Genomic DNA, 22,400 nt, shown 5'->3' on the forward strand with positions numbered 1-22,400 from the left:
AAGGGCATGATTTTCAGACCAAACGTTGACCACATGGAGGAAATCTTTCTTCGCCAGTTTGAGCAAGAAGGAGATCACTTCATTTATCGCAAACACGGTCGCGGAGCGCCAATCCCCGTCAGCGAAGAAGAGAAAGAGGAGTTCCGGGTCCAATATCGAATAGATAGCAGCCGGATGATTTGGGGCGCCGTCGCTGGCGTAGTGCTTGCAGTAGCGCTCGGCACGTTGGTCGCGCCCACCTTCATTGACGAAGGCCCAGGGATCATTGTCATTTCTTTGGTGATAGTTGGGTGGATTGCTTTTCTGAGCTGGCGCAATTCTACTGCTCCCGCGAGAGCATTGGAGCGTCGCACTCCTGTCGGTGACGCGCTTAGCAAAGACGAATGGCAAACTAAGCATTTCTCAACGACAAGTTGGCCGTTACTTGGCTCGATTTTTCTAGTTTCGACAGCGATATGCATTGGTCTTTTGACCAGTTCGAAAATTTACGAATGGTCCGATTATCTCTGGGCTTTTGGCAGTGGGATTGTTTCGATCCTAGGTGCGCGGGCGCTTTGGCTGAAATACCGGCTCTCGCGTAATTTGAACTGAGTTTTCCGATCTAGGCCGCGTCAGCAATCGGGTCGTTAGCCGTCCGTCCGCTCCTGACACATTCTTAGCTCGGTGAAAGCGTCATCAGATGGGTGGAAAGCTGCCGTTGCTACGACATCGTAGAACAGGTTCCTTGGCCTTTTACTGTCACAACAGTGCGCGCGTGAGGTGTCACATAACCTCCGCGAACCTTTGAACCATCAGAGCACAGCACTTCGATTCCGCCCTCCAGCGCGGGAATGCCGACAAAATAGCCTAATGGAATCTCCGAAAGCGGCTGCTTTTTCTTCGCACTTGTTAGTCGAGCGCTCGATACCATGCCTGTTTCATCGTGGACAATTACGAGCCCCCTATACTCCAGGAAAATCGCGGCAATGACCAAAACGGCGAGTAGAACGAAACTGGCTCTAGAAACTTTCCTCATCACTTGATGTTGCATGCAATGCATAACGACCGCAATCGGGTCGTTAGCGGAATTACCGCTTTTTGGCAGGAAGGCGAGGAAGCGGCCTGTCCGCTCTGCGGCTTTCCGAGATCCGCAATCCTATCAGTAGCTTCCAACTGCGAGGCTTTTAGAGCCAGGATGACCGAAGAAGTCAGCTGAAAGTTGCCTAGGTGGGAAACGGCCCAATTGGCAAACCTTCCGTAACCCCTTGAATTATAAGGCTTTTTGGGAAGGTTGTGGTGGACAGGGCTGGTATCGGCTATCCGTTATTTTTCAGGTATTTACGTTGGCAAACCTACCCGTTTTGACCCACAGAGTTCCGCGGTGTTTAGGGCTTATTGCCTAACCTAAAACGTGAAGTTTTTCGGCCGCTTTCAGAGCCTATTTTGTCGAAGAACAATGTCCGATTTGGGGTGTTAGCGGACGAGATCAAAAAATTCTTATCTTTGTTAGTTGTAGGCCAATTTCGCCATCAGCGCTCTTGAACGTAAAGAACGAGTGACAGTTCGCTTCGTCAATCGGATCCCCACTTCGCCAAAGCACATCGCACTCTTCGCAGAAGATGATTTTCTCTCCGGTGGCGACGATTTCAGCCGGAACCAAAGTGCCTTGGCCGCAAGCTGGGCAAAGACGGTGTGTGGCCGTTCCATATACGCTCTCGATGTAGGTTTTGATCCGCTGCTGAGCCCTTTGAACCGCAGGATCATCATAATATCCGGCCATTTATACGAGCTCCCGAAATCATTAGTGGTGTATTATTAAGGTTCACTCATGTCGAAGGCATTTATGACCAATTCAGTCATGAACTGGGGTGGAAAGCGGACTCAAGGCTCCAGTAGCAGGCGCCTCTCTTCTGGGTCGCTGATCAATTGTGAGAGCGCATCCTGCGCCTTCTTTGCGGCCAAGACGACCTCGAACCACTTTGGGTCAGAAAGAATAGTTTTGTGGTCGTAGGCATCGGTCGGGCTATCGTAGGCATCAGCGATCCGATGGAATTCTTCAATTGCCGCAACTTCGTCAGAGCTGAGAAGCCCCGCGTTTAAAGCCCAGTCGTAGCCACGTTCCGAGAGGCCGAGATCGTTGAAGTAGCTGCAGAAGTACTCGACAAACGAGAAATGCGGATTGGTGTTCTCTTGGTCTAGCCATAACCGTTTCTGCGTCTCATAATCAGCTAACTCTTGAATGCTGCTGAGCCAATTCGTTCGCCAAATGCGGCGCAGTTCTTGAACGTCGTGCATAAAGCGCTGGAATAACATGGATTCCCGAATGTCATCAATCGGGTCGTTAGCCGACGGTCGGCTCTCGGCGCATCGCTAGCTCGGTGAAAGCGTCGTTAGATGGGGTGGATACTGGACGCTGCGGTCAAAACTCTACCCAGCATTTTCCTCGTCACTAATTGCCTTCGCGGCAGCAAGGCGAAGGCGAGGACCTATGACAAAGTAACAGAACAAAATATTTATCGCTGAGATACCAAACAATTGTCGGGCAGTTGCAGAAGGGACCTGGTTTTCAAGAATGAAAAAATTAAAGGTCGAGGCGGCAACGAGAAGCAAAGACAGAATAAGGTAGCCTTTCAAGAGAGCAATTTTCATTGGCACCTATTCCCTCCTTACCACGCTAATACGCTAAATTCACTCGAACCCTAGGCAAAACAAATCCTTCGACACAAGGATCGGTAGCTGACGTTCCGCTTCTGGTACATCGCTAGCTCAGCAAATCAGTCAAACTGTGGGGTGGATAGCGGACAGTCGTCGTCCCGCATGTCTAGCGAAAATCAGAGAATGTTAGCACAGGCAATCTGACTGTCTCACTGCGCATTGAGACTGGCCAGTAGCCAGCGGCATCCAGAGCCGCGCATTCGAATTTCTCGCGCTCGATAACATGTTGTGGAACGAAGAACGTGAGAGTTACGGGCTCTCCCACATTCTCCAGCATCTGGTGTGTAAGCAAACCAGTCTTCAAATGGGCGGGCGCGGGATAGTCATCTTCTGGATCGTCACAACGAAATAAGCGCAAGTGGACATAAAGCTCCCAGCGACTGATTGCTTGAGCAGTGTCACTCGGTAAAGCCACATCAATAGCAGCCCAAGCGAACTGGCTTTTCTCGTAATCGGTTAGACCTCCAAATTCCTTGCCATTGGAGACATCAAGCACGTCCCCTTGAATGGTGCAGCCAACTAGGAAAATTAGCGCGAGGGCCGAGATCAGGTTTCTCATTGCAGTTGAAATTGCCTGAAACAATTGAGGTCCGCAATCGGGTCGTTAGCTGCCCGTCCGCTCCTGGCACAACGCTAGCTCGGTGAAACTGTCGTCAGGTGGGGTGGGAAGCGGCCATGGAAGCTTAATAAGAAAAATCGTCCGTGTACTGATGCCACAACATCAGTTCGATCCGCCGATTTTCAGGCTCTTCGTCTCTACCTCTCTCGCGGATTCGTGGCCTTTCCGAACGAAAATTGTGACCGATAATATCCGCGGTTGGGAAACCACGAGCCTCTAGATATTTCGTAACCACTTCCACGCGCATCTGTCCGACCTCTGGCCCTTCATCTTTGTCGGTATGGCCAGCTATTTGCGGATATCGCGCGAAGCAATTCTCTGCAGCTGCAATCGCGTTATCCAGTATTTCGCGAGATTTCGAGTCTACGAATGCGCTGTTCTTATCGAAGAAGAGAATGAAGGGCCCAGTTTGACAACTGACGGAGCTTGCCTTGTAGGCAGGCAAGGCTGATAGGCATAGCGCTATAACCAAAAACGGAAGTCGAACTACCAAGGACCTATTTCCCCCAATACGTATAATCAGAAAATGGCAGAAGTGCTAATCGTCCGCAATCGGGTCGTTAACTGTCGGTCCGCTCCTGGCTGGCGTTATGCTCCGCTAATCAGTCACGAATTGGGGTGGAAAGCGGACGCCGTCAAAACTAGGTTTGCTGCATGATTCCGCCCCATCGTAACGAAGAATCGCTGAGGAGCTGGCGCTGGATAGCCCAAGTCTACGTTTGGCTGAGCGTAGCGATATGTATCCTTGCGGCGTTTTCGCTAGGAATGTTCTCGCAAGCGGAGAATGCGAAACTAGTGGGAGCGGGTCTCTTGGTTTTTGCCGGGATTGGAGCTGCCTTCGCCCGAGCACTCCCTAATATCCAAAACGCCCGCTGGTGGCATTGGGCTTTGGGAGCTCTGCTGATTTCTCCCGCTGTGCTCTTGGTTTTCTAGTCCGCATACGGGCAGATAGCCGTCGGTCCGCTACCAGCACATCGTCAATTCGGTGAAAGCGTCGTCAGATGGGGTGAAAGCGGACAGTCCGCTACATTTCAGGGACGTCTTTCCACCCGGTCTTCGTCAACAGCATGAGCCCAAGGTCGAATAATGGACCTTCCTTGGGTGTATTATCTTGAACCAAGTCATATTGCCCGTCTCGAACAGTCTCCAAGACCCATTGCGTCCCGTCGAATGTGGAAAAGCAGGTGTCCTTAGGCCCCTCTTGGCGTGACGTTGCAATACTTTCATCACGAGCTTCTAAAATGCCGACTATACTCTCGTGAATGGCCGCAACCTCATCTTCCGTGAGTTCAATTTCCTTCGAGCGAGAAATGATTCCCGGATCATATCCGCCGCTGCCGGTCATCTGCTTCACAACGAGAATGTGCCCGCTGTCGTGTGATTCAAGACGCATATAGATGGAAGAATCAAACGATGGCAGATAGCTGAACCGGAAAGTAAATTGGGAACTGGTTTCCGACGTGGCAGCATCTTCTAGCGGAGGTTCGCAAGCGGCGCTCCACTGGCTCGGATACCATTCGGTCTCCACGGTGCTAAGACGTGGGCGCTCTACGCCACAATTGTCAGGTTGCATTTGCTCAGGGAAACCGTCCGGGAAATATCTGACCAAAGCCGCTAAGTTCCGCTCGTCGGAACCCATAAGCTTATCGGCCTGACACATCCTGTCTTGATGGCGAACTGGTCCGCAAGAACTTACGGCAAGCGCAGCAAGTATGTGCAAGAACCCTGTGCGCAAAGCTAAACTCATTCAGCGTCACTAATAAGGCGTGGCTACGTCCGCAATCGGGTCGTTAGCAGAATTACCGCTTTTTGGCAGGAAGGCGAGAAAGCGGCCTGTCCGCTCTGCGGCTTTTCGAGATCCGCAATCCTATCAGTAGCTTCCAACTGCGAGGCTTTTAGAGCCAGGATGACCGAAGAAGTCAGCTGAAAGTTGCCTAGGTGGGAAACGGCCCAATTGGCAAACCTTCCGTAACCCCTTGAATTATAAGGCTTTTTAGGAAGGTTGTGGTGGACAGGGCTGGTATAGGGTATCCATTATTTTTCAGGTATTTACGTTGGCAAACCTACCTGTTTTGACCCACGGAGTTGCGCGGTGTTTAGGGCTTATTGCCTAACCTAAAACGTGAGGTTTTTCGGCCGCTTTCAGAGCCTATTTTGTCGAAGAACAATGTCCGATTTTTGGGGTGGAAAGCGGACGTGAGGCTCAGCGCCACTTCTCTTTTGTGCGTGCTCGCCGCGAAACTAGGACGATGACACGTATCAGCAGAAAAGGTGCTGCGAGGGCACTAACCCCCCAGACCGCAATGAAGGGATAAGTTAGCTCGGCTGCGGACAGGAATTCTCGCGCGGCTGCAGACAACATAATGCCACAACAAATCGCGAAGACTGCTAAGGCGGCGCAAAACCATACAGTTGTCACCCTTAGCGTCATCAACTCAAACTGCCGCAGATACGAGTTGTCCGCAACCGGGTCGTTAGCCGACGGTCGGCTTCTGGCGCATCGCTAACTCGGTGAAAGCGTCGTCAGATGGGTGGTGAGCTGCCGTCAGTCACTCAGTCCATGTGCATCAATTGCAGCATGCATGACGCTCAACTCCATCACGACAAATGCGGCTGAAAACCATAGCCACCCAGCCTGAACCCCAGTCCAATGCTGCAAAAAATAGGTGGGCAAGATCCCCAAAACGAAAACCGCTCGTATCCATAATAGCGGTAAGGTGCCGGTCCGTTTTCCAAACAACCCCCACTCGGGGTCCGAGAACTTCTTATGCTTGCCCGGCCACGCATCGTCGCCCTGCATAGCCAAATTGGCAAGGTCGACGCCCCTTCTGTAAAACCGGCTGACAAGCATTCGAAGGAATAACAGTGTGGCCAATCCTGCAACAAACAGTGTGCTCGGAATTATCAATGGTTGGACCTGCTGAAGGGCAAATCCTACCAACGCCAATGAACCTGCGAGACTAGCGGTCCACAAGCTGATCGCCCTGAGTTTTCGGTCCTTCACAAGCCTACTCTTAGCATTGCACCTTATGGCCGCAACCGGGTCGTTAGCCGACGGTCCGTTCCTGGTGCATCGCTACCTTGGCAATGTCGTCATGAGTTGGGGTGGTTAGCGGCCATGTTGAAGAGACATAACAGCCGACATCACCCGGTCGATGATCGCTCCAAATACTTAGCCAGCCATCGAGACAGGCAATAGCTTAGTACGCAAAGTGGAATGCTCCACCACGCGAAGTGTGCGGTGACTGATGCAATAGCAGCCTCATCCTCCGGCAAAGGATCGAAGAACTGCTGGCGAAATCCGCGCAGAACGTACCAGTGGGGAATGGGATAGATCGCTACCATCGCTAGGGTTGCAAGACCCCAATACAGCCACGGCTTTCGTGAAGTGAACAATCCAAGAAGGATGGCCAGAAAGACAGGAATAGATGACCCAAGAATGACGCTATCCATACGGCAGACTAGACTGATTGAAGTGCGTCCGCAATCGGGTCGTTAGCGGAATGTCCGGTTTTTTTCAGAAAAAGTCAGAAAGCGGCCTCTCCGCTGTTGGACCTTGCGAGATCCGCACAGCTCCGATGCGATAGGGAGGATTCTACGCCCTGGATAACAAGAGAAGTTCTGTGAAATTTGCCTAGGTGGGAAACGGCCCGATTGGCAAACCTTCCGCAAACCCTTGAATTATAAGGTTTTTTAGGAAGGTTGTGGTGGACAGGGCTGGTATAGGCTATCCGTTATTTTTCAGATACCTGCGTTGGCAAACCTACCCGTTTTGACCCACGGAGTCCTGCGCCATTCAGGACCTATTGCCTAACCGAAAATCGGCCGAGTTGTCACGTGACAACTCATGCAAAATCCATGGAATTGTCACGTGACAATTTCCCCATGTGAACTGGTAAAGTGGACAGACGATAAGCTAACTGGTTACATCCATTCATGGATGCAAAACCTCCACATTTCCTTCGTCAATGGCGCACATTTCGAAACTTATCCTTGCGCGATCTGGCGAAGCAAGCCGCGACAACGCCGTCGACCATAAGCGATCTCGAGACGTTCAAACTCCAGCTGTCACCAAAGTGGCTAAGCCGGATTGCCCCTATCCTGCAGTGTCAGGAAGGTTGGCTCATTGACTACGATCCAAATGAATTTGATGGAGACCTGCTGGAAGCTTGGCGCCAGATTCCAGCGGAGAATAGATCTCAGGCCCTTCGTGTTCTCAAGTCATTCATTCCGGAAACCGCGGCACGTACGACGCAACATCGTCTATTTGGAGCGCTCAAAGGGAAAATAGATATTCCCGATGATTTCGACGATTTGCCTGACGGCATTATCGATGAAATCGAAGGCCGGTGACCGCCACCCGTTCAGCCGAGATCACGTCGTTTCTGCATTCTCATCAGCGTCCCGGCCGATATCCTGAACACTTCCTCGATCTGGGCCGCGATCTCTGGCGTCATAGGCTCGCGGCCATCGAGCACAGGCTCCAGCGTCGCTTCCTCGATATCGAGCCGATCGGCGAACTCTCGGATCGTTAGCCCAGCTCGCTGCATTACCTGGCGCGAAACCCAGCGGCCCGGATGGACTGCAAAGCTGCGGTGTATGACCCGCCTGTTGATGATGATTTTGCGGTTGCTGAAGAGGCCATTTTCGAGCGCCAGCTCCTCGCGCGTCACCTCACCGGCCGCCAGTCGGCGAGCGTCTTCTTCGCGCGACCGTTGCTTACGAGCCCGGTGAGCCTCAATGCTCCAGTCTGACTCGTCTTCGGCCACCCTTGAAGTTCCTAGTTTCCCGCAGCAATCGCCCAAAGGTATTTCGATATCCGATCTATCGCGTCATCGCCATCAAGGACCGTGTCGATGATCGATCGTTCGCCGAGGAAGCTGTCTTCTCGCCATGGACGCGAAACAAAATCAGCATACCGCTTCGGCGTCGAATGTAACCTCACAGCATCGTGCAGCCTTAATAACTGATCTAGGCGCTGCCACACCGGCCTCGAGACGATATCGAGCTCATGATTTCGCCAGCGCCGCAGCCATCCGGCATCTACCTTAAGCAATTTCTCGTACAAATCGTCGTCTAATGACCATGCCGCTTGCAATAAATCTAATAACGATTGACCGTAAATCGCAGGTCTCTGATATCTCTCAATTGGCATAATGATAAAAACACCTAAATAAAAATGATTTTACACTGATTGATTATTTCAATCTGGCGCCGCAATATTCTCTTGTCACCGAAAGAGGATATTGAAAATGATTGAAATTGTTGACACCAAGCCGGAAGAAATTAAGGGCACCAACGCCCGCGGCAACTACCATTTTTTCAAGCAGAAGGCGATCCTGCGAGCCGTTGATCGCGACGGTATCGAAGAGGTTCGAACCTTTGCTGTCGTGTCCAACCCCGGCGAAACCTATGAACCGGGCGATGACTACGCCCTCAGCCCCGATTGCCTTTATTTGGCCCGCGACGATCGCGGCAACGATGTCCTGCGAGTCCGTCGCGGTGTGAAGCTCGTGCGGGTCGGCTCCGGCGCCCGAGCCAAAGCCGCGTAACCAGATCTAGATCGACCGAAAGCGATCCAGATGCCCCAGGCACTCTGCTCAATCGACGAAACCGGTGCAGTCACAACCTGCATCGAGCTCACCGAAGGGCTGGTTGCCTGGGGACCCTCCTCCGGCACGTGGGAAGAAGGTCTAGGGCTCATCCTGACCTGCTACTTCGCCGGGTTAACCGTGGCTTTTATCAGCCGCACCCTCCTCCAAAAGGATTGAACTACAATGGAACCTACCCCGACTCCCGTGCAGTCCGCACTGCAGAACGCCGACCTCCAGGCTGGCCTCGCTGACGCTCAGGGCGCAATCATCGCTGCCGTCCTGATCCTCGTCGGCTTCGTCTTCGTCCGCAAGGCGTTCGGCAAGTAAGCAATGGATCTCTGGCTGGGCATCTTCCTCGGACTGGCGTTCGTCGCCGGCTGCCGATCAGCATGAGGTAACCCGGAAACTCCCCTCCCCTTCCAATATCTCCCGCAGGACCCGATGTTCCCGACCACGATCCACCGCTTCGCCCTCCCGCTGCTCATCATCGCAGCGGGAGGGTTTTCCGTTCCGGCCTCAGCTGGATACGTCGCCACACCGGCCATCGACAATCTCCCCATTGAGGCAGAACCAATCCGCCTCTGTGCCAATTACACCTTTGACACGCGCGCAAACCTAATCGCTTGCTTCGAAACCCGCTTTCGCGACCATGTCGGCTACACAGCGATCATCGGCGAAACAATCGACGGCTCATATGCAATCAACGCCGCCGACGGGGGCCAGTGTCAGCTCTACTCGCAATACGTCGTTCCGCGCCCGATCGGCTTCCGCGTCCTCGCTAAGCCCGGGATGTACGATGCCAGCTCCTACTTGCAGTGGAATCCAAGCGCAGCATCAGGCAGGTTCATAGCCACAGAAGATGGCTTTGCGGGTAGTTACCTCTACTCCGACCCATCCTGCACCAATTACACAACCTACCTGTCAGGTCAGAGAGCGCTGTTCCAGGTCAACGTGAACACAGCGCCCGGCGGGGCGAACGAGCCTCCTGAGCCAGTTCCGCACACGGCCGAAGACGACTGTCTCCTGCCATACGACTGGGTGGACTCCCAGAAACCAAAAACGCACATAGCTACGAAACCAGTCAACCAGCCTTTCAAGCCGGAAGTCGGTGACAAGTACTGGCGTCAAATTCCCACGGTAGCCAAGCTCCCGAAAGGGATTGCCAATGGCAGTTACGTCCCCGGCTCAGTCGTCAAGGTTCAAGAGGTAACGGGAAAGAGTTGCACCTTCCATCGACTGCAACAGATCCGCTTCACAAGCGAGTCTGTCGAGTGGCTCCAATACCTTGGGGCTCCATCAGGCGAGGACGCTGAGGCAGAAAAAGGCATCACGCCAAAGGAACGCTCCGGCGCCACCAAGATCAGCAAACCCATCGTCGAATACGGCAAGCCCTATGACGCCAACGGCAAGATCATAGACGAAGCCACCATCGAAGAAATCATGCTCGAGGTCATGCGCGAGCAAGGCATCGACATGACCGAGAACATCCAAGAGGCACGAGCCCAAGGCGTTGCGACAGAAACCATGAAGGTCAAAGTCGAATGCCAGCGAGGCGTGGACGGCCAGTGCTTGACCACGAACCACCATCCGGCGCCGCGCGAGCTCATCCGTGACAATCCCAGCTGTCACGATGCAATCGCGACCTGCGCCTGGAAGCCCTCGCCAACCGAGCCAGCCACGGCCGAAACCAAGCCAGAGCAGCTCACCCGCATGTCGAACGACGGGCAGAGCGTTGTCTACAACAACCCGTCGATCTACCCGAACACCCGCTATCCGGCGGCCATGGTCGCCGGTGGCACTGCTCCCGACACGACGGCTGATCCGGGCTCTGTCGCGAACCCGGGCGGATCTGATGTCGACGGCACTCCGGACGGCGCGGAAATCGGCGAATGCCTCCAAAACGAAAGCTGCGAGCTCACCGAAGGCCACGTCCGATCATACCTCCAGTCGATCGGCGTCGATGAAAATCGCGACCAGTCTGGCGATGGCGTTGCCAATCGCATCGTCGGCAACACGATTGCCAAGGGCAAGTGCGAGCACACCGAAAACAATTCGGCCTACTGCGGCCTTGCTGCCTCGATCGCCATCCTTGCCAACCGCACCGTCGACCAGACCGGGGACTTCGTGTTCTGGACCGGCAAGCTTCGATACGGCGGAATGGCTGAAGGTGAGACCCACGAGGCCAAGATTCCTGGCGCCTTTCTCGACGCCATCGAAATCATCCTGAACATCATGCTCGCCCTTTCGGTGATGAGCATCACACTTCGCGGGAAACCCTGGTAATGGCCCTTCCGATAGCTCTTCCTGCCATCCTCGGCATCGGTGCCTGGGCAAGTCGGCTCCTCGGAGCCGTCAAGCTCTCCGCTGTCCTTTTCGCGATCATCAAGCTCTATTGGCTCTTCAGCCTGCTCGCGATGGCCTTCTGGATCGCCATCACCTATTTCGCCAAAGAGATCTTCACCTGGATCTGCGAGGTCGTCCTGTCGCTGGTCGATATCGTGCTTTCCGCCACCATGTCCGAAAATCCCGGGCCCAAGATCGTTGAGCTCGTCAGTCAGCTCCCCCCGTTCATTCTGGACCTCTGGGCGCGCTTGGGCCTCTGGACTGGCCTGTCGGCCGTTCTGGCGGCCTACAGTGCGAACATGGCTCTCCGCTGCATCCCGTTCGTTGGCGGGATCTTCCGAGGATAATCGATGGCTACCACACTCATCATGGGCCAGCCCGGGGCCGGCAAAACCAGTCTCGCCATGGAGCGTATTATGCTCCCGCACTTCGCTCTCGAGCCGAAGATCTTCGATCCGGACTCCAACGAGCTCGGCGAAGGCATCCTGGTCACCAACGTCCCGCTCGACCGTGACAAATGGGTCCAGCGCTTCGGCGAGGAAGCCGTCAACGAACGTCTCATCACTTTCCCCGAATTCATCCGCGACGAAGAGACCGGTGAAGAGCGCCGCCCATTCACCACCTGGGAGGATTTCGAGCCGCTGCTCGAGCTCCGCGACAAGCACGGCCGTGCGCCCCTCTTCGCTATCGATGAGGCCCACGAGGTCATCCCGAAAGGTATGCGCTTCCCGGTCGACAAGGAGACGGGCCGGCGGACGGACACCTTCCCGAACAAGCTTCTCCTGCTCTTCACTCGCCAGCGCCACTACCTCGCCAGCTTCGCCCTGGTCACGCAGGATCCCTTCAGCATGGCGCCGGACATTCTCAAGCAAGCGCATAGCTCGATCTACGTCGAGAATGCGGAGACCAAGGGCCGCAAGCATGCCTACACGCTGAAAATCTGGAACAAGGCTCCGCCGCGCAATTTCGCCACCTGCACGTTCGATCAATGCGATGACGCACAGCCTTCACCTCGGTCCTACAATCCCGAAACGCAGGCCTTCTTCGTCAGCAATAGCAAGAACAATCTGGGCTCTGCTGGCCGAGCTCTCGAGGGGCGTTACCGTCACTCCAAGCCCGTCTGGAAGCGTCCTGCCGTCCTGATGATGATCCCGGCTGTCCTCGCCCTTTTCTACTTCGTCGGCAATTTGCTCGACATGGGCGAAAGCCCGGCCAATGCGGCCGTGCCGACCCCTACTGCAGAAGGCGCCAAGCCGCTCGAGCCGGCAGCTTCTCCTGAGCCTGCCGACGAACTCGCCCAGGTCGAGGTCATCGACAATCTCGCGGCGGTCGAGCTCACTTCGATGGTGACCGAGCACCAGCGCAATGAAACGCAGGCTCGCACGGTCCTCGCGGCCGCATGGGGCAAGTTTCAGGGCAAGAAGGGACCCTTGCTGGTCACCCACTATCCCGGCACCGATCAGCCGTATCTGTCCCATCTCGCCGACTATGCGAGCTACTGGGGCTATGCCCTCGAGCCCATCCATTGCGGTTGGAAGCTCTCGCGATCTGACAACACCCGCCACCTCTACAACCCGACCTGTCTAGGACTGTATCATGGAAAAACTCCCGCCGCCGACGTATCTTCCGGTTCGTCTGCATCCGGGCTGGAACCAGCTCTCCCTGGAGCAACAGCTCAGCCTGCAGCACCGCCGCCGCCTCCCCCTGTCTAAGCTGGCCAAGCCGGCTTTCTGGTTTGCTGCATCAGCCCTCTTCGTCGGTCTCATTTTTTTCTAGCGAGAGCGACGACGAGGACGACGACGACGAGCGAGCTTGTCGAGTGAGGAGCGAGGAGGATCGAGGAGGAGCGGAAGCGAAAAAGTCCAAAACAAATAATGACTTCATCTATTGTGAACAGGCCAAAAGGGCCTAAAATGGATACATCAAGACCACTGAGGAAGTCGCGCAATGCTTACCAAAAACTCCTTCGATCACGAGCAGCCGGACCTAGAAGAATTTGATGCTCAAGGGCATTCCTACGTCGCCAGCAGCGATGGCGATCGGGTCATTTTTAGCGATGGGTACCAGGACGTCGAAATCACCATGGGTGAGATCCCGACCCTCATCCGCCTGCTCGAGCGCGTCCTCGGTTCCCGTTCCAGGCACGCCAACTAATAGACGAATAAGGAAGTCTCACATGTCCCTCGAAGAAATCACCCGCATCGCCGCGATCTGCCTCAATGGCCTCTTCACACTCGTCACCATCCTGCTCGTCTCGCTCGCCGCGAATGGCATCATCAAGGTCGCCGACGCGAGCGATCGCATCGCGATCCAGCTTGAGCAGCAGGCGGATCCGTTCGCGTGGGAGAATCTGTGATGTTCTACAACCCACAAATCCTCATCGGCGCCGCCGAGATTGCGATCGTCGGTCTCTGGCTCGCTCTTTTCGCTGCCGAGATCTTCGAGTGACCCATCACGCAGGCCGAGAGATCGCCAAGAAACGTAAGGCGCGAGGCCTCACGCAGAAACAGCTTGGCGATCTCATCGGCTATCAGGGTGACCCTGGCCGGACGATCCGTAAAATCGAAGCAAAGGCGCAATTGTCGCCGCGTGTTCTGAAGGCGATCGATAGGGTCCTGAAGGACCTCTAGGCCCGCGAGGTTACCAAACTCGGCAACTTGTCAAAATGCGCGTAAACCTATGTTTTACAGTGCTTTTCTTCGATCCTTTGCTGACCACTATTTGGTCGCATCCTACGGGATAATACCTAGGCTTTCGGACTGCATTTGTTAGCATGTTAACACGTTAACACATTGATTTTTATAAAATAAATCCGGTTCATGTATTGAATGGCGAATCGCATGAGGTAGACTGAAATGGCCAAGCCGGAGAGCTAATCCAAATCTTCGGCGCCAGCGTCACTGCAAGCCCATCTGCACGGCACAATGACGCACCTGAAGAAGGTCATTCGAACGTGTCACTTGCTGCACCTGCCCGGTCTCCCATCGCCATGGCCCTTGATGGGCTCAGCACTCACCGAAACGTCGTGCCGGCGTATTTCGTGAGGAGCAAAAACGTCTTCATCATCGCCGGCCTCGCCCGAAATAACGGCGGCGCTGTTGTGATCGACGACGCAGGCAAGATCGTCAGCATGGCATCGTCGAAACGCGACGCCCTGGCAGCGCTCGGCTGCGAATAAAAAAGGAGCGGGTAGACAAGCCACCCGCCCCTTCGCGTCACTTCTGCAAAAACCTTAATACTTACACGACGCGAAAAAGCAACGGCTGTCTACCTCTTTAACGAGGTAAACAATGATCGACGGTCAACGTCTTCAAGCAGCCAAGGCTGCTCACGGTCCCCACACCCTTTCGGCTGCCTGCGATGCTGGCCGCGGCCTTACCATCATCACCGACGAAGTCGGGGACTTGGTAGATGGTAAGGGGCACTGCTTCCAACCTTATGCCGCTGCCCCTACAAACGAGCTGAAATGGTGGGAAACGCCTGAGCCGAAAGAAACCAGTCGCCAGCGACTGCGCCGCCGTCGCATGGCCGCTTCTAAGATACTCCGTGGACATTCCCCCAAGCTCGGCGCGACTAAGGAAAGTCAACGCGGCAAGTGGTACCCTGTCACAGCCTGCGCCACCGTACCTGCGCAAGTGGGAATGACCCTCGAGGCTCGTGCAAGTGGTCAGGTCGACCGCATCGGCATCATGCGTTGCGGAAGCGTGTGGACCTGTCCGCAGTGCGCCCAGCGCATCGCAGTGTCGCGAGCACGCGACATCGCCAACATGATCGAAGCTGCTCGGGAGCAGGGCTTTCGAGTCGAGATGGTTACATTTACGCAGCCTCATAACCTCGCAATGTCGGCAGCTGAATGCATGACGCGTCTGAAGGATGCCCTGCGCCAGTTCGCCTCGGGAGGCTCTATCTCGCGCCTGCTGGCCAAGCACGGATACCTCGGTCAGGTGAAATCGATCGAAGTGACCCGGGGAAACAATTCCGGGTGGCACTTCCACGCGCACGCGATTTTCGTCTTCGAGCCCAGCGTTGGCGAAACCGACAACGATACGGCCGAAGCTGATCTAAAGCGCTCGATCGAACTCAAAAAGGAGCTCTATCCGTTCTGGAAAAATGCATGCGCGAAGGTCGGAGCTCGCACACCGAGCTTTCGCCACGGCCTCGACGTCCGTGCTGTCTGGAGCTCGACGGACTACATCCAAAAAATGCCCGAGCCGGCTAAGGCGAAAGAGGATGCCGGAAAAAAAAGATGGGGTGCCGAAGCCGAACTCTCGAAATCTTTCCTAAAAGAAGGGAGGAAGAGCTCCCGAACGCCTTGGGAGTTGCTCGATACGGCTGATGAGGATGCCACCGATGCAAGGCTTTTTGCAGAATACGCAGCAGCGACCTGGGGCCGCAGCCAGATCGAATGGTCGAAAGGCAAGCGTGACCTGCGCAAGCTCTTTCTGGGCGGTGCCGAAGAAATCGCTGACGAAGCACTTGTCTACGAGGAAACTGAATGGGTTTTCGAGGACGAGGAAAGCGAGGTGCCTGACGTGGGCCAAGCGAACCTTGTTGTCGAACGCATCACTATTGAATCTTCAGATGCGTGGCGCGCCAGACATTATGCCTACGGTTCGATCGACCGTGCATGCATCGCCATTGCAAAAGGCGAAATACTCAATCTCGTCGATGGCCTCGCTCGAGAAGGTTGGATCATCGAGAAACGCAGCGATCTCCGCTGGGAGCAGGTACCGCGGACGGACTCGCGAGGCATGTATGTCGAGGACAAAGGCGGAAATATCGAAATGGATTCCATCCTCCATCCCGCCGAGTACGTCGCAACCTTCCCGCCGCGAAGCAACGGATAGCCAGAAAGGCGAGCACCATGAGCAGTAAGGCGCGCTTCAAGCAAGTCGACGTGACGCGCGCCCTTCGAGCCGCGAGGGACTGCGGCTTCCAAGACGTGCGCGTGCGAATTGACCCCGCTGGCTTAATCGAGATTATTGTTGGCCAGGCGGCTAACGATTCACCGCCACCGGTGGAGCTCGAATAATGTCGAAGCGCAATTGGCTTCCCCCCAATGTCACGCAGTGGCGAGATCGTCATGGCAAGCCAAGGTACCGCTTTCGGAAAAAAGGGTATCGGACGCACAATTTCCGCTCAGAACCCGGGACAGAGGAATTTCGCGAGGAGCTCGCCGAAGCTTTGGCCGGCAAGGTATCAGCAGGCTCAGATCGATCTCTGACCTACAGCTATCGTGCGCTCGCCCAGAGCTACTATCGATCAGCCATCTGGAAAGGAATGAAGCCATCCAGCCAAGCGACATACCGCGGTATAATTGAACGCTTTCTCGCCAAGAACGGCGACAAGGACGTCCGTCACGTGACGATCGCCGCTCTCGATGCGAAATTTGCCTCGATGCACGAAACGCCGGCCGCAGCGAATAATCTCCGCAAAGCACTAAAACGGCTTCACCGTCACGCGAAGAAGCTGGGCTGGCGACCTGATAATCCAGTCGATGACACCGACGGCTACAAGGAAGGTAAGGGCTGGCACTGCTGGACCGATCCTGAGATTCAGCAATTCCGAAACAGATGGCCCGTAGGCACGCGTGAGCGGCTTGCAATGGAGCTATTGCTCGACACAGCTCTGCGCGAAAGTGATGCTGTATTGGTCGGCCGACAGCATCGGAAAGGCGCCGAGCTCCATCTGCATCACGGGAAGAACGACAGCCTCACCGTGCTCGAGATCGGCCCCGACCTGGCAGAAGCCATGGCCGCATACGACAGCGGCAACATGACCTATGTCGCCACGGAATATGGGAGGCCTTACACTCCGAAGGGATTCTACAACTGGTTCAAGCGCGCCTGCGTTAAAGCCAATCTAGGCCATTGCTCGCCCCATGGACTCAGGAAAGCCCGAAGCCGTATCCTCGCCGAAGCCGGCGCCACAACCCTCGAGGGACGCGCAGTAACCGGACACAAGACGGACAAGATGTTCGAGCACTATGCCAAGAGCGCAAATCAACGAAAATTGGCCAAGAATGCCAATGCTAAAGTGGCAAACCTCAATGGCAAACCCGATGCCTAACCTTGCAAAAATCGCAGAATTCTGCGGTTTCTAGCGAGGGGGTGGTGGACAGGGCTGGATTCGAACCAGCGTACGCTTGCGCGGGCAGATTTACAGTCTGCTGCCTTTAACCACTCGGCCACCTGTCCACACGGGCTCGCCTGCTATCTCGTATAGAGATAAAACGTGCGGAACCGCTTGGGGTCCCGCGCCGAGAGGCGCCCCTTTGGCGAAGCGGCGCTTGCCTGTCAATGGCCTCGCTGGCAGGAGCGGCCCCGAAGACGAATTACAGGATGGATTTGATGGCAAAGGGCGAACGCAAACGCGCATTGAGGGGCCGTGCAGGCCGCATGAAGGGCGGGCGTGGCAGCGGCCGGGCCAGCGCGGGCGCGGTGCGCCTGTGGGGGCGTCACGCGGTCGAGGCCGCGCTCAAGAACCCCGACCGCGTGCACCGCAAGCTGTGGGCAACGCGCGAAGGCATCGAATCGCTCGACGGCGAACTGCCGGCCGATTTCCCGGTCGAATATGCCGACGTGGCCGACCTTGCCCGCCTCGTGGCCAAGGACGCCCCACACCAGGGTCTGGTGCTCGAATGCATGGCGCTGGAAGACCGCTTCCTCGACGAAGTGCTGGACGGCGATCCTGCGCGTCCCATCGTGGTGCTCGACCAGGTGACCGACCCGCACAATGTCGGCGCGATCATGCGTTCGGCCGTGGCGTTCGGTGCGGCGGCGCTGGTGACGCAGGACCGCCATGCCCCGCCCGAAGGCGGCGTAATCGGCAAGACCGCATCCGGCGCGCTCGAAACGCTTCCGTGGATCCGCGTGGTCAATCTCGCCCGCGCGCTCAAGGAGATGGCAGAGGCCGGATACTGGCGCATCGGCCTGACCGGTCACACCGATACGACTTTGGCCGAAGCCCTGCCCGCTGGCCCTGTCGCCATCGTGCTGGGCGCGGAGGGCGACGGGATGCGGCACAATATCCAGACGCATTGCGACGCGCTCGCCAAGCTGCCGATCTCGTCCGAGATCGAGAGCCTTAACGTTTCCAATGCCGCTGCCGTGGCACTCTATGCGGTAGCTACCCGAAGCTGATTCTCGAAACGGGGGGAATATGACGAAACCGATCCGCACCGCGGCGCTTGCCGCTGCCAGTTCGCTTGCCCTGACTGGCTGCCTGCTTTCGCCGGGCACCTTCACCAGCGAACTCCACATGATGAAGGACGGCAGCTTCGCCTATTCCTATGACGGCGAAATCCAGATGCTGGCGCTCAGCAAGCTGGCCGAGATGGGCGCCAAGGCCGACGATACCTTCAAGGCGGAGTGCATCGACGAGAAAACCTACGAGGAACGCGAATGCTCGCTGGCGGAAGTCAGCGAACAGCGCGCCGAATGGCAGGCCGGAGCGAGCGAACGCCGCGCCGAGGCGGAACGCAAGGCCCAACAGGCCAAGCAGATGCTGGGCGGTTTCGACCCGTCCGATCCCGAAGCGGCAAACAAGCTGGCTGACACGCTGGAACGCCAGCGCGGCTGGGAGAAGGTCGACTACATGGGCGACGGCATCTTCGACGTCGATTTCCGCGTGTCGGGCCGGATGACCCACGACTTTGCCTTCCCCATGGTCGAAAAGATGCCGATGGCGAACATGTTCGTCACCATGATGCTGCGCGATGGCGGGCAGGTCCGCGTGGACGCGCCGGGCTTTGCCGCGCAGGGCGGTGGAAATCCGATGCAGGGCATGATGGCCGGTATGATGGGGCTGGCGTCACTCGGCCTTGAAGAGGGCGAGACGGAGGGTGCCAAGATGCCGCGCATCGTGCTGCCGAAGGGGACCTTCACCATCGTCACCGATGGCCGCATCCTGGCCAACAACACCGACGAAGGCCCGGTTGCCAATGCGCGCGGACAGGCGCTGGTCTGGGACATCGACCAGCAGACCGAACAGGCCCCGACCGCACTGATCGCATTCGACTGAGCGGCATTCCGGCCAAAGAAAAGCCCCGCAGCCCACCAGGGCCACGGGGCTTTCTTGTTCCCGCCACAGAGGCGGAAAATCCGTCTTAGTTGACGGCGTCCTTGAGACCCTTGCCGGCCTTGAACTTCGGCTGGTTCGATGCCTTGATCGTCATCGGCTCGCCGGTGCGGGGGTTGCGACCGGTGGATGCCTTGCGCTTGGCGACCGAGAACGTGCCGAAGCCGACCAGGCGGACTTCGTCGCCGTTCGAAAGCGACTTGGTGATTGCGTCGAACACGCCTTCGACGGCGCTCGAGGCGTCGCTCTTCGAAAGGCCGCTCGAATCCGCAACCGCGCTGATCAGGTCGTTCTTGTTCATTTTAGTGGAAACCCCCTCATTGGTGTTTTGAAATGGTGCCGGTGACTCGGGGCCACCGAAGGGCTGGGAATTGAGAGACTTTTCCCCCCGCTGTCAAAGGCAAATTCGGCTAAAAAGTGCGGTTTTTGGCCTGCGAATTCGATTTCTGCGACGAACCGTTGCGAGCGTCTGTCCCACAACGGGAAAGGCGCCCGGACACCGGTCCGGACGCCTCTCCGAGTCGCTGCAGCGCAACTTATCCTTTGTTAGTGAGCCGTCGGCGAAGGCGATCCGCCCGCTGCGGGATGGCCCGGCTGGCTGGCGATGTCGTCGGCTTCGGTCCATTCGATCGGCGCCGGCAGCGCGGTCAGCGCGTGCTTCAGCACCTCGTCGACATGGCTCACGGCGACGATTTCGAGGCCTTCCTTCACATTGGCCGGAATCTCCGCCAGGTCCTTCACGTTCTCTTCCGGGATGAGGACCTTCTTGATCCCGCCACGCAGCGCCGCGAGCAGCTTTTCCTTCAGCCCGCCGATCGCCAGCACGCGGCCGCGCAGCGTGACTTCACCGGTCATCGCCACGTCCGCCCGCACCGGAACGCCCGACAGGGTCGAGACGATCGAAGTGACCATGCCCACGCCCGCGCTCGGACCATCCTTGGGCACCGCGCCTTCGGGCAGGTGAATGTGGATGTTCTTGCGCTGGAAGATGCTGGGCTTGATGCCATAGGCAGGCGCCCGCGCCTTCACGAAGCTGAAGGCAGCCGCGACGCTTTCGTTCATGACCTCGCCCAGCTTGCCGGTGGTCTTGATCTCGCCCTTGCCCGGCGTGGTGACGCTTTCGATGGTCAGCAGTTCGCCGCCCACTTCCGTCCAGGCAAGACCGGTCACGGCGCCGACCTGCGGCTCGTCCTCGCTCATGCCGTGCTTGAACTTGCGCACGCCAGCGAAGTCGCTGAGGTTCTCCGTCGTGATCGTGACGCTGCTCGCCTTGCCTTCGAGGATCTGTCGCAGGCTCTTGCGAGCGAGGCGCGCGAGCTCACGCTCCAGCGTGCGGACACCGGCTTCGCGGGTGTAATAGCGGATCAGGTCGCGCAGCGCGTCCTGCGTCAGCTCGAACTCGCCTTCCTTGAGGCCATGGTCCTTCACCTGCTTGGGCAGCAGGTGACGCGTCGCGATCTCGACCTTTTCGTCTTCCGTGTAACCTTCGAGCCGGATGATCTCCATGCGGTCGAGCAGCGGCTGCGGAAGGTTGAGGCTGTTCGCGGTGGTCACGAACATGATGTCCGACAGGTCGAGGTCGAGTTCGAGGTAGTGGTCCTGGAACTTGTTGTTCTGTTCGGGGTCGAGCACCTCAAGCAGCGCCGATGCCGGATCGCCGCGGAAGTCCTGACCCAGCTTGTCGATCTCGTCGAGCAGGAACAACGGGTTCGACTTGCCAGCCTTCTTGAGGTTGGTGACGATCTTGCCCGGCAGCGAGCCGATGTAGGTGCGGCGGTGGCCGCGGATTTCCGCCTCGTCGCGCACGCCGCCCAGCGACTGGCGCACGAATTCGCGTCCCGTCGCCTTGGCGATCGATTTGCCGAGGCTGGTCTTGCCGACGCCCGGCGGGCCGACGAGGCACAGGATCGGCCCCTTCAGCTTGCGGGTGCGCGCCTGCACCGCGAGATATTCGATGATGCGGTCCTTGACCTTTTCAAGGCCATAGTGGTCGGCATCGAGGATTTCCTGCGCCTTGCCGATGTCCTTCTTGACCTTGCTCTTCTTGCCCCAGGGCAGGCCGAGCAGCACGTCGAGATAGTTGCGGATGACTGTCGCTTCGGCGCTCATCGGCTGCATGGTGCGCAGCTTCTTGAGCTCGCTTTCGGCCTTCTCGCGCGCTTCCTTCGACAGCTTGGTCTTGGCGATCTTCTCGGTCAGTTCGGCAATCTCGTTGCCGCCGTCCTCGTCGTCGCCGCCCAGCTCGTTCTGGATCGCCTTCAACTGCTCGTTGAGGTAGTATTCGCGCTGCGTCTTTTCCATTTGCCGCTTCACGCGGCCACGGATACGGCGCTCCACCTGCAAGACCGACAGTTCGCCTTCCATGAAGGACATGACCATCTCGAGCCGCTTCAGCGGATCGGGTTCGACCAGCAGCGACTGCTTGTCGGACACCTTGGCATTGATGGCAGCGGCGATCGTGTCGGCCAGTTCGCCGGCATCGTCTATTTCGCGCAGCTGTTCGGCCGCGTCGTCGCCGACCTTCTTGTTGAGCTTGGCATATTCGGCGAACTGGTCGACGACCTGCCGCATCATGGCAGTGACTTCGCTGCCCGAAGCAGTCGGTTCGTCGATGATCGCGACATCGGCGATCACGTAGTCGCCTTCTTCGCGCAGGGTCTCGAGCTTTGCACGCTCCTGCCCTTCGACCAGCACGCGCACCGTACCGTCGGGCAGCTTCAGCAGCTGCAGAACCTGCGCCACGACGCCGAGGTCGTAGAGGTCGCTGCCTTCCGGGTCGTCGCAGCCCGGGTCGAGCTGCGAGAGGAGGAAGATGTCCTTCGATCCTTCCATCGCCGCTTCGAGCGCCGCGACCGACTTGTCGCGTCCCACGAAGAGCGGGACGACCATGCCGGGAAAGACGACGATGTCGCGCAGGGGAAGGAGTGGGAAACTCTGGGTCATATTCATGCGTCCGTTTGCGGTCCGATCGGTTCAGCAGGACCGTGCTTGAGGCTGAATATGGGTGCGCCCCCCGCGCTTCGCAACGCGGGGGGCGCAACATCTTGGGGATTGGCGGGCAGCAGGCCCCG

27 protein-coding genes and 1 tRNA gene are annotated in these 22,400 nt (G+C 57.1%); 16 read left to right on the forward strand and 12 right to left on the reverse strand.

The annotated features are described in order from the left end of the window. Positions 1–6: 6 nt before the first annotated feature. Positions 7–591, forward strand: coding sequence for a hypothetical protein (locus LC083_RS01415; RefSeq protein ID WP_226698880.1), 585 nt, complete (start codon positions 7–9; stop codon positions 589–591). A gap of 109 nt (positions 592–700) precedes the next feature. On the opposite strand, the gene LC083_RS01420 is transcribed toward LC083_RS01415, so the two are convergent. From LC083_RS01420 to LC083_RS01455, 8 genes are all read right to left on the reverse strand, one after another. After that, positions 701–1,015, reverse strand: coding sequence for a hypothetical protein (locus LC083_RS01420; protein ID WP_226698881.1), 315 nt, complete (start codon positions 1,013–1,015; stop codon positions 701–703). 450 nt (positions 1,016–1,465) lie between these two features. Continuing rightward, positions 1,466–1,759 (reverse strand): hypothetical protein, encoded by a 294-nt coding sequence (locus LC083_RS01425; protein ID WP_226698882.1) that lies wholly within the window; start codon positions 1,757–1,759, stop codon positions 1,466–1,468. Positions 1,760–1,860: 101 nt separating this feature from the next. Then, positions 1,861–2,292 (reverse strand): hypothetical protein, encoded by a 432-nt coding sequence (locus LC083_RS01430; protein WP_226698883.1) that lies wholly within the window; start codon positions 2,290–2,292, stop codon positions 1,861–1,863. 114 nt (positions 2,293–2,406) lie between these two features. Beyond that, positions 2,407–2,628, reverse strand: coding sequence for a hypothetical protein (locus LC083_RS01435; protein ID WP_226698884.1), 222 nt, complete (start codon positions 2,626–2,628; stop codon positions 2,407–2,409). A 172-nt stretch (positions 2,629–2,800) separates the two neighbouring features. Next, positions 2,801–3,253 (reverse strand): hypothetical protein, encoded by a 453-nt coding sequence (locus LC083_RS01440; protein WP_226698885.1) that lies wholly within the window; start codon positions 3,251–3,253, stop codon positions 2,801–2,803. Positions 3,254–4,337: 1,084 nt separating this feature from the next. Beyond that, the gene (locus tag LC083_RS01445; protein ID WP_226698886.1) at positions 4,338–4,952 is read right to left on the reverse strand and encodes a hypothetical protein; all 615 of its coding nucleotides are present in this window, start codon (positions 4,950–4,952) and stop codon (positions 4,338–4,340) included. Between the two features lie 906 nt (positions 4,953–5,858). After that, positions 5,859–6,113 carry a hypothetical protein gene (locus tag LC083_RS01450; RefSeq protein ID WP_226698887.1) on the reverse strand — a complete coding sequence of 85 codons (255 nt, stop codon included), beginning with the start codon at positions 6,111–6,113 and terminating at the stop codon, positions 5,859–5,861. 344 nt (positions 6,114–6,457) lie between these two features. After that, positions 6,458–6,766 carry a hypothetical protein gene (locus LC083_RS01455; protein WP_226698888.1) on the reverse strand — a complete coding sequence of 103 codons (309 nt, stop codon included), beginning with the start codon at positions 6,764–6,766 and terminating at the stop codon, positions 6,458–6,460. Positions 6,767–7,249: 483 nt separating this feature from the next. On the opposite strand from LC083_RS01455, the gene LC083_RS01460 reads away from it, so the two are divergent. Then, a complete protein-coding gene (locus LC083_RS01460; protein ID WP_226698889.1) occupies positions 7,250–7,666 on the forward strand; it encodes a helix-turn-helix domain-containing protein in 417 nt (138 codons plus the stop codon). A gap of 11 nt (positions 7,667–7,677) precedes the next feature. Here LC083_RS01460 and LC083_RS01465 read toward each other — a convergent pair whose 3' ends face one another. After that, positions 7,678–8,082 carry a HigA family addiction module antitoxin gene (locus tag LC083_RS01465; protein ID WP_226698890.1) on the reverse strand — a complete coding sequence of 135 codons (405 nt, stop codon included), beginning with the start codon at positions 8,080–8,082 and terminating at the stop codon, positions 7,678–7,680. Positions 8,083–8,565: 483 nt separating this feature from the next. Here LC083_RS01465 and LC083_RS01470 point away from each other — a divergent pair, with 483 nt between their 5' ends. From LC083_RS01470 to LC083_RS01525, 12 genes are all read left to right on the forward strand, one after another. Next, entirely contained in the window at positions 8,566–8,865 is a 300-nt protein-coding gene (locus LC083_RS01470) for a hypothetical protein (protein ID WP_226698891.1), read from the forward strand. 225 nt (positions 8,866–9,090) lie between these two features. Beyond that, the gene (locus tag LC083_RS01475; RefSeq protein ID WP_226698892.1) at positions 9,091–9,234 is read left to right on the forward strand and encodes a hypothetical protein; all 144 of its coding nucleotides are present in this window, start codon (positions 9,091–9,093) and stop codon (positions 9,232–9,234) included. A gap of 114 nt (positions 9,235–9,348) precedes the next feature. Continuing rightward, positions 9,349–11,190 carry a hypothetical protein gene (locus tag LC083_RS01480; RefSeq protein WP_226698893.1) on the forward strand — a complete coding sequence of 614 codons (1,842 nt, stop codon included), beginning with the start codon at positions 9,349–9,351 and terminating at the stop codon, positions 11,188–11,190. Then, positions 11,190–11,597: a hypothetical protein gene (locus LC083_RS01485; RefSeq protein WP_226698894.1), complete on the forward strand. Its 408-nt coding sequence runs from the start codon at positions 11,190–11,192 to the stop codon at positions 11,595–11,597. Before LC083_RS01480 ends, LC083_RS01485 begins: the two co-directional genes overlap by 1 nt. 3 nt (positions 11,598–11,600) lie before the next feature. Continuing rightward, complete coding sequence (locus tag LC083_RS01490; RefSeq protein WP_226698895.1) at positions 11,601–12,962, forward strand: zonular occludens toxin domain-containing protein; 1,362 nt, start codon at positions 11,601–11,603, stop codon at positions 12,960–12,962. Between the two features lie 235 nt (positions 12,963–13,197). Further along, on the forward strand, positions 13,198–13,404 hold the full coding sequence (locus LC083_RS01495) for a hypothetical protein (protein WP_226698896.1): 207 nt from the start codon (positions 13,198–13,200) through the stop codon (positions 13,402–13,404). 22 nt (positions 13,405–13,426) lie between these two features. Continuing rightward, a complete protein-coding gene (locus LC083_RS01500) occupies positions 13,427–13,606 on the forward strand; it encodes a hypothetical protein (RefSeq protein ID WP_226698897.1) in 180 nt (59 codons plus the stop codon). Between the two features lie 88 nt (positions 13,607–13,694). Further along, positions 13,695–13,880 carry a helix-turn-helix transcriptional regulator gene (locus LC083_RS01505; protein ID WP_226698898.1) on the forward strand — a complete coding sequence of 62 codons (186 nt, stop codon included), beginning with the start codon at positions 13,695–13,697 and terminating at the stop codon, positions 13,878–13,880. Positions 13,881–14,290: 410 nt separating this feature from the next. Beyond that, a complete protein-coding gene (locus LC083_RS01510; protein ID WP_226698899.1) occupies positions 14,291–14,428 on the forward strand; it encodes a hypothetical protein in 138 nt (45 codons plus the stop codon). Between the two features lie 112 nt (positions 14,429–14,540). Then, complete coding sequence (locus LC083_RS01515; RefSeq protein WP_226698900.1) at positions 14,541–16,097, forward strand: hypothetical protein; 1,557 nt, start codon at positions 14,541–14,543, stop codon at positions 16,095–16,097. A gap of 17 nt (positions 16,098–16,114) precedes the next feature. Beyond that, positions 16,115–16,282, forward strand: a complete 168-nt coding sequence (locus LC083_RS01520) for a hypothetical protein (RefSeq protein ID WP_226698901.1) — start codon at positions 16,115–16,117, stop codon at positions 16,280–16,282. After that, entirely contained in the window at positions 16,282–17,319 is a 1,038-nt protein-coding gene (locus LC083_RS01525; protein WP_226698902.1) for a tyrosine-type recombinase/integrase, read from the forward strand. The genes LC083_RS01520 and LC083_RS01525 overlap by 1 nt, the downstream gene beginning before the upstream one ends. A gap of 42 nt (positions 17,320–17,361) precedes the next feature. Here LC083_RS01525 and LC083_RS01530 read toward each other — a convergent pair. Beyond that, positions 17,362–17,447: transfer RNA gene (locus LC083_RS01530), tRNA-Tyr, on the reverse strand. Positions 17,448–17,600: 153 nt separating this feature from the next. Here LC083_RS01530 and rlmB point away from each other — a divergent pair. Both rlmB and LC083_RS01540 read left to right on the forward strand, forming a co-directional pair. Then, positions 17,601–18,392, forward strand: a complete 792-nt coding sequence (gene rlmB, locus LC083_RS01535) for a 23S rRNA (guanosine(2251)-2'-O)-methyltransferase RlmB (protein ID WP_226698903.1) — start codon at positions 17,601–17,603, stop codon at positions 18,390–18,392. Between the two features lie 19 nt (positions 18,393–18,411). Beyond that, the gene (locus LC083_RS01540; protein ID WP_226698904.1) at positions 18,412–19,272 is read left to right on the forward strand and encodes a hypothetical protein; all 861 of its coding nucleotides are present in this window, start codon (positions 18,412–18,414) and stop codon (positions 19,270–19,272) included. Positions 19,273–19,357: 85 nt separating this feature from the next. Here the strand turns inward: LC083_RS01540 and LC083_RS01545 are convergent, their stop codons facing one another. Together LC083_RS01545 and lon are read right to left on the reverse strand one after the other, a co-directional pair. Then, positions 19,358–19,630, reverse strand: coding sequence for an HU family DNA-binding protein (locus LC083_RS01545; RefSeq protein WP_061922727.1), 273 nt, complete (start codon positions 19,628–19,630; stop codon positions 19,358–19,360). 245 nt (positions 19,631–19,875) lie between these two features. After that, on the reverse strand, positions 19,876–22,272 hold the full coding sequence (gene lon, locus LC083_RS01550; protein ID WP_226698905.1) for an endopeptidase La: 2,397 nt from the start codon (positions 22,270–22,272) through the stop codon (positions 19,876–19,878). Between the last annotated feature and the right edge of the window lie 128 nt (positions 22,273–22,400).

Origin of the sequence: Qipengyuania gaetbuli (assembly GCF_020524765.1) — a bacterium.
Lineage (GTDB): Bacteria > Pseudomonadota > Alphaproteobacteria > Sphingomonadales > Sphingomonadaceae > Qipengyuania > Qipengyuania gaetbuli_A.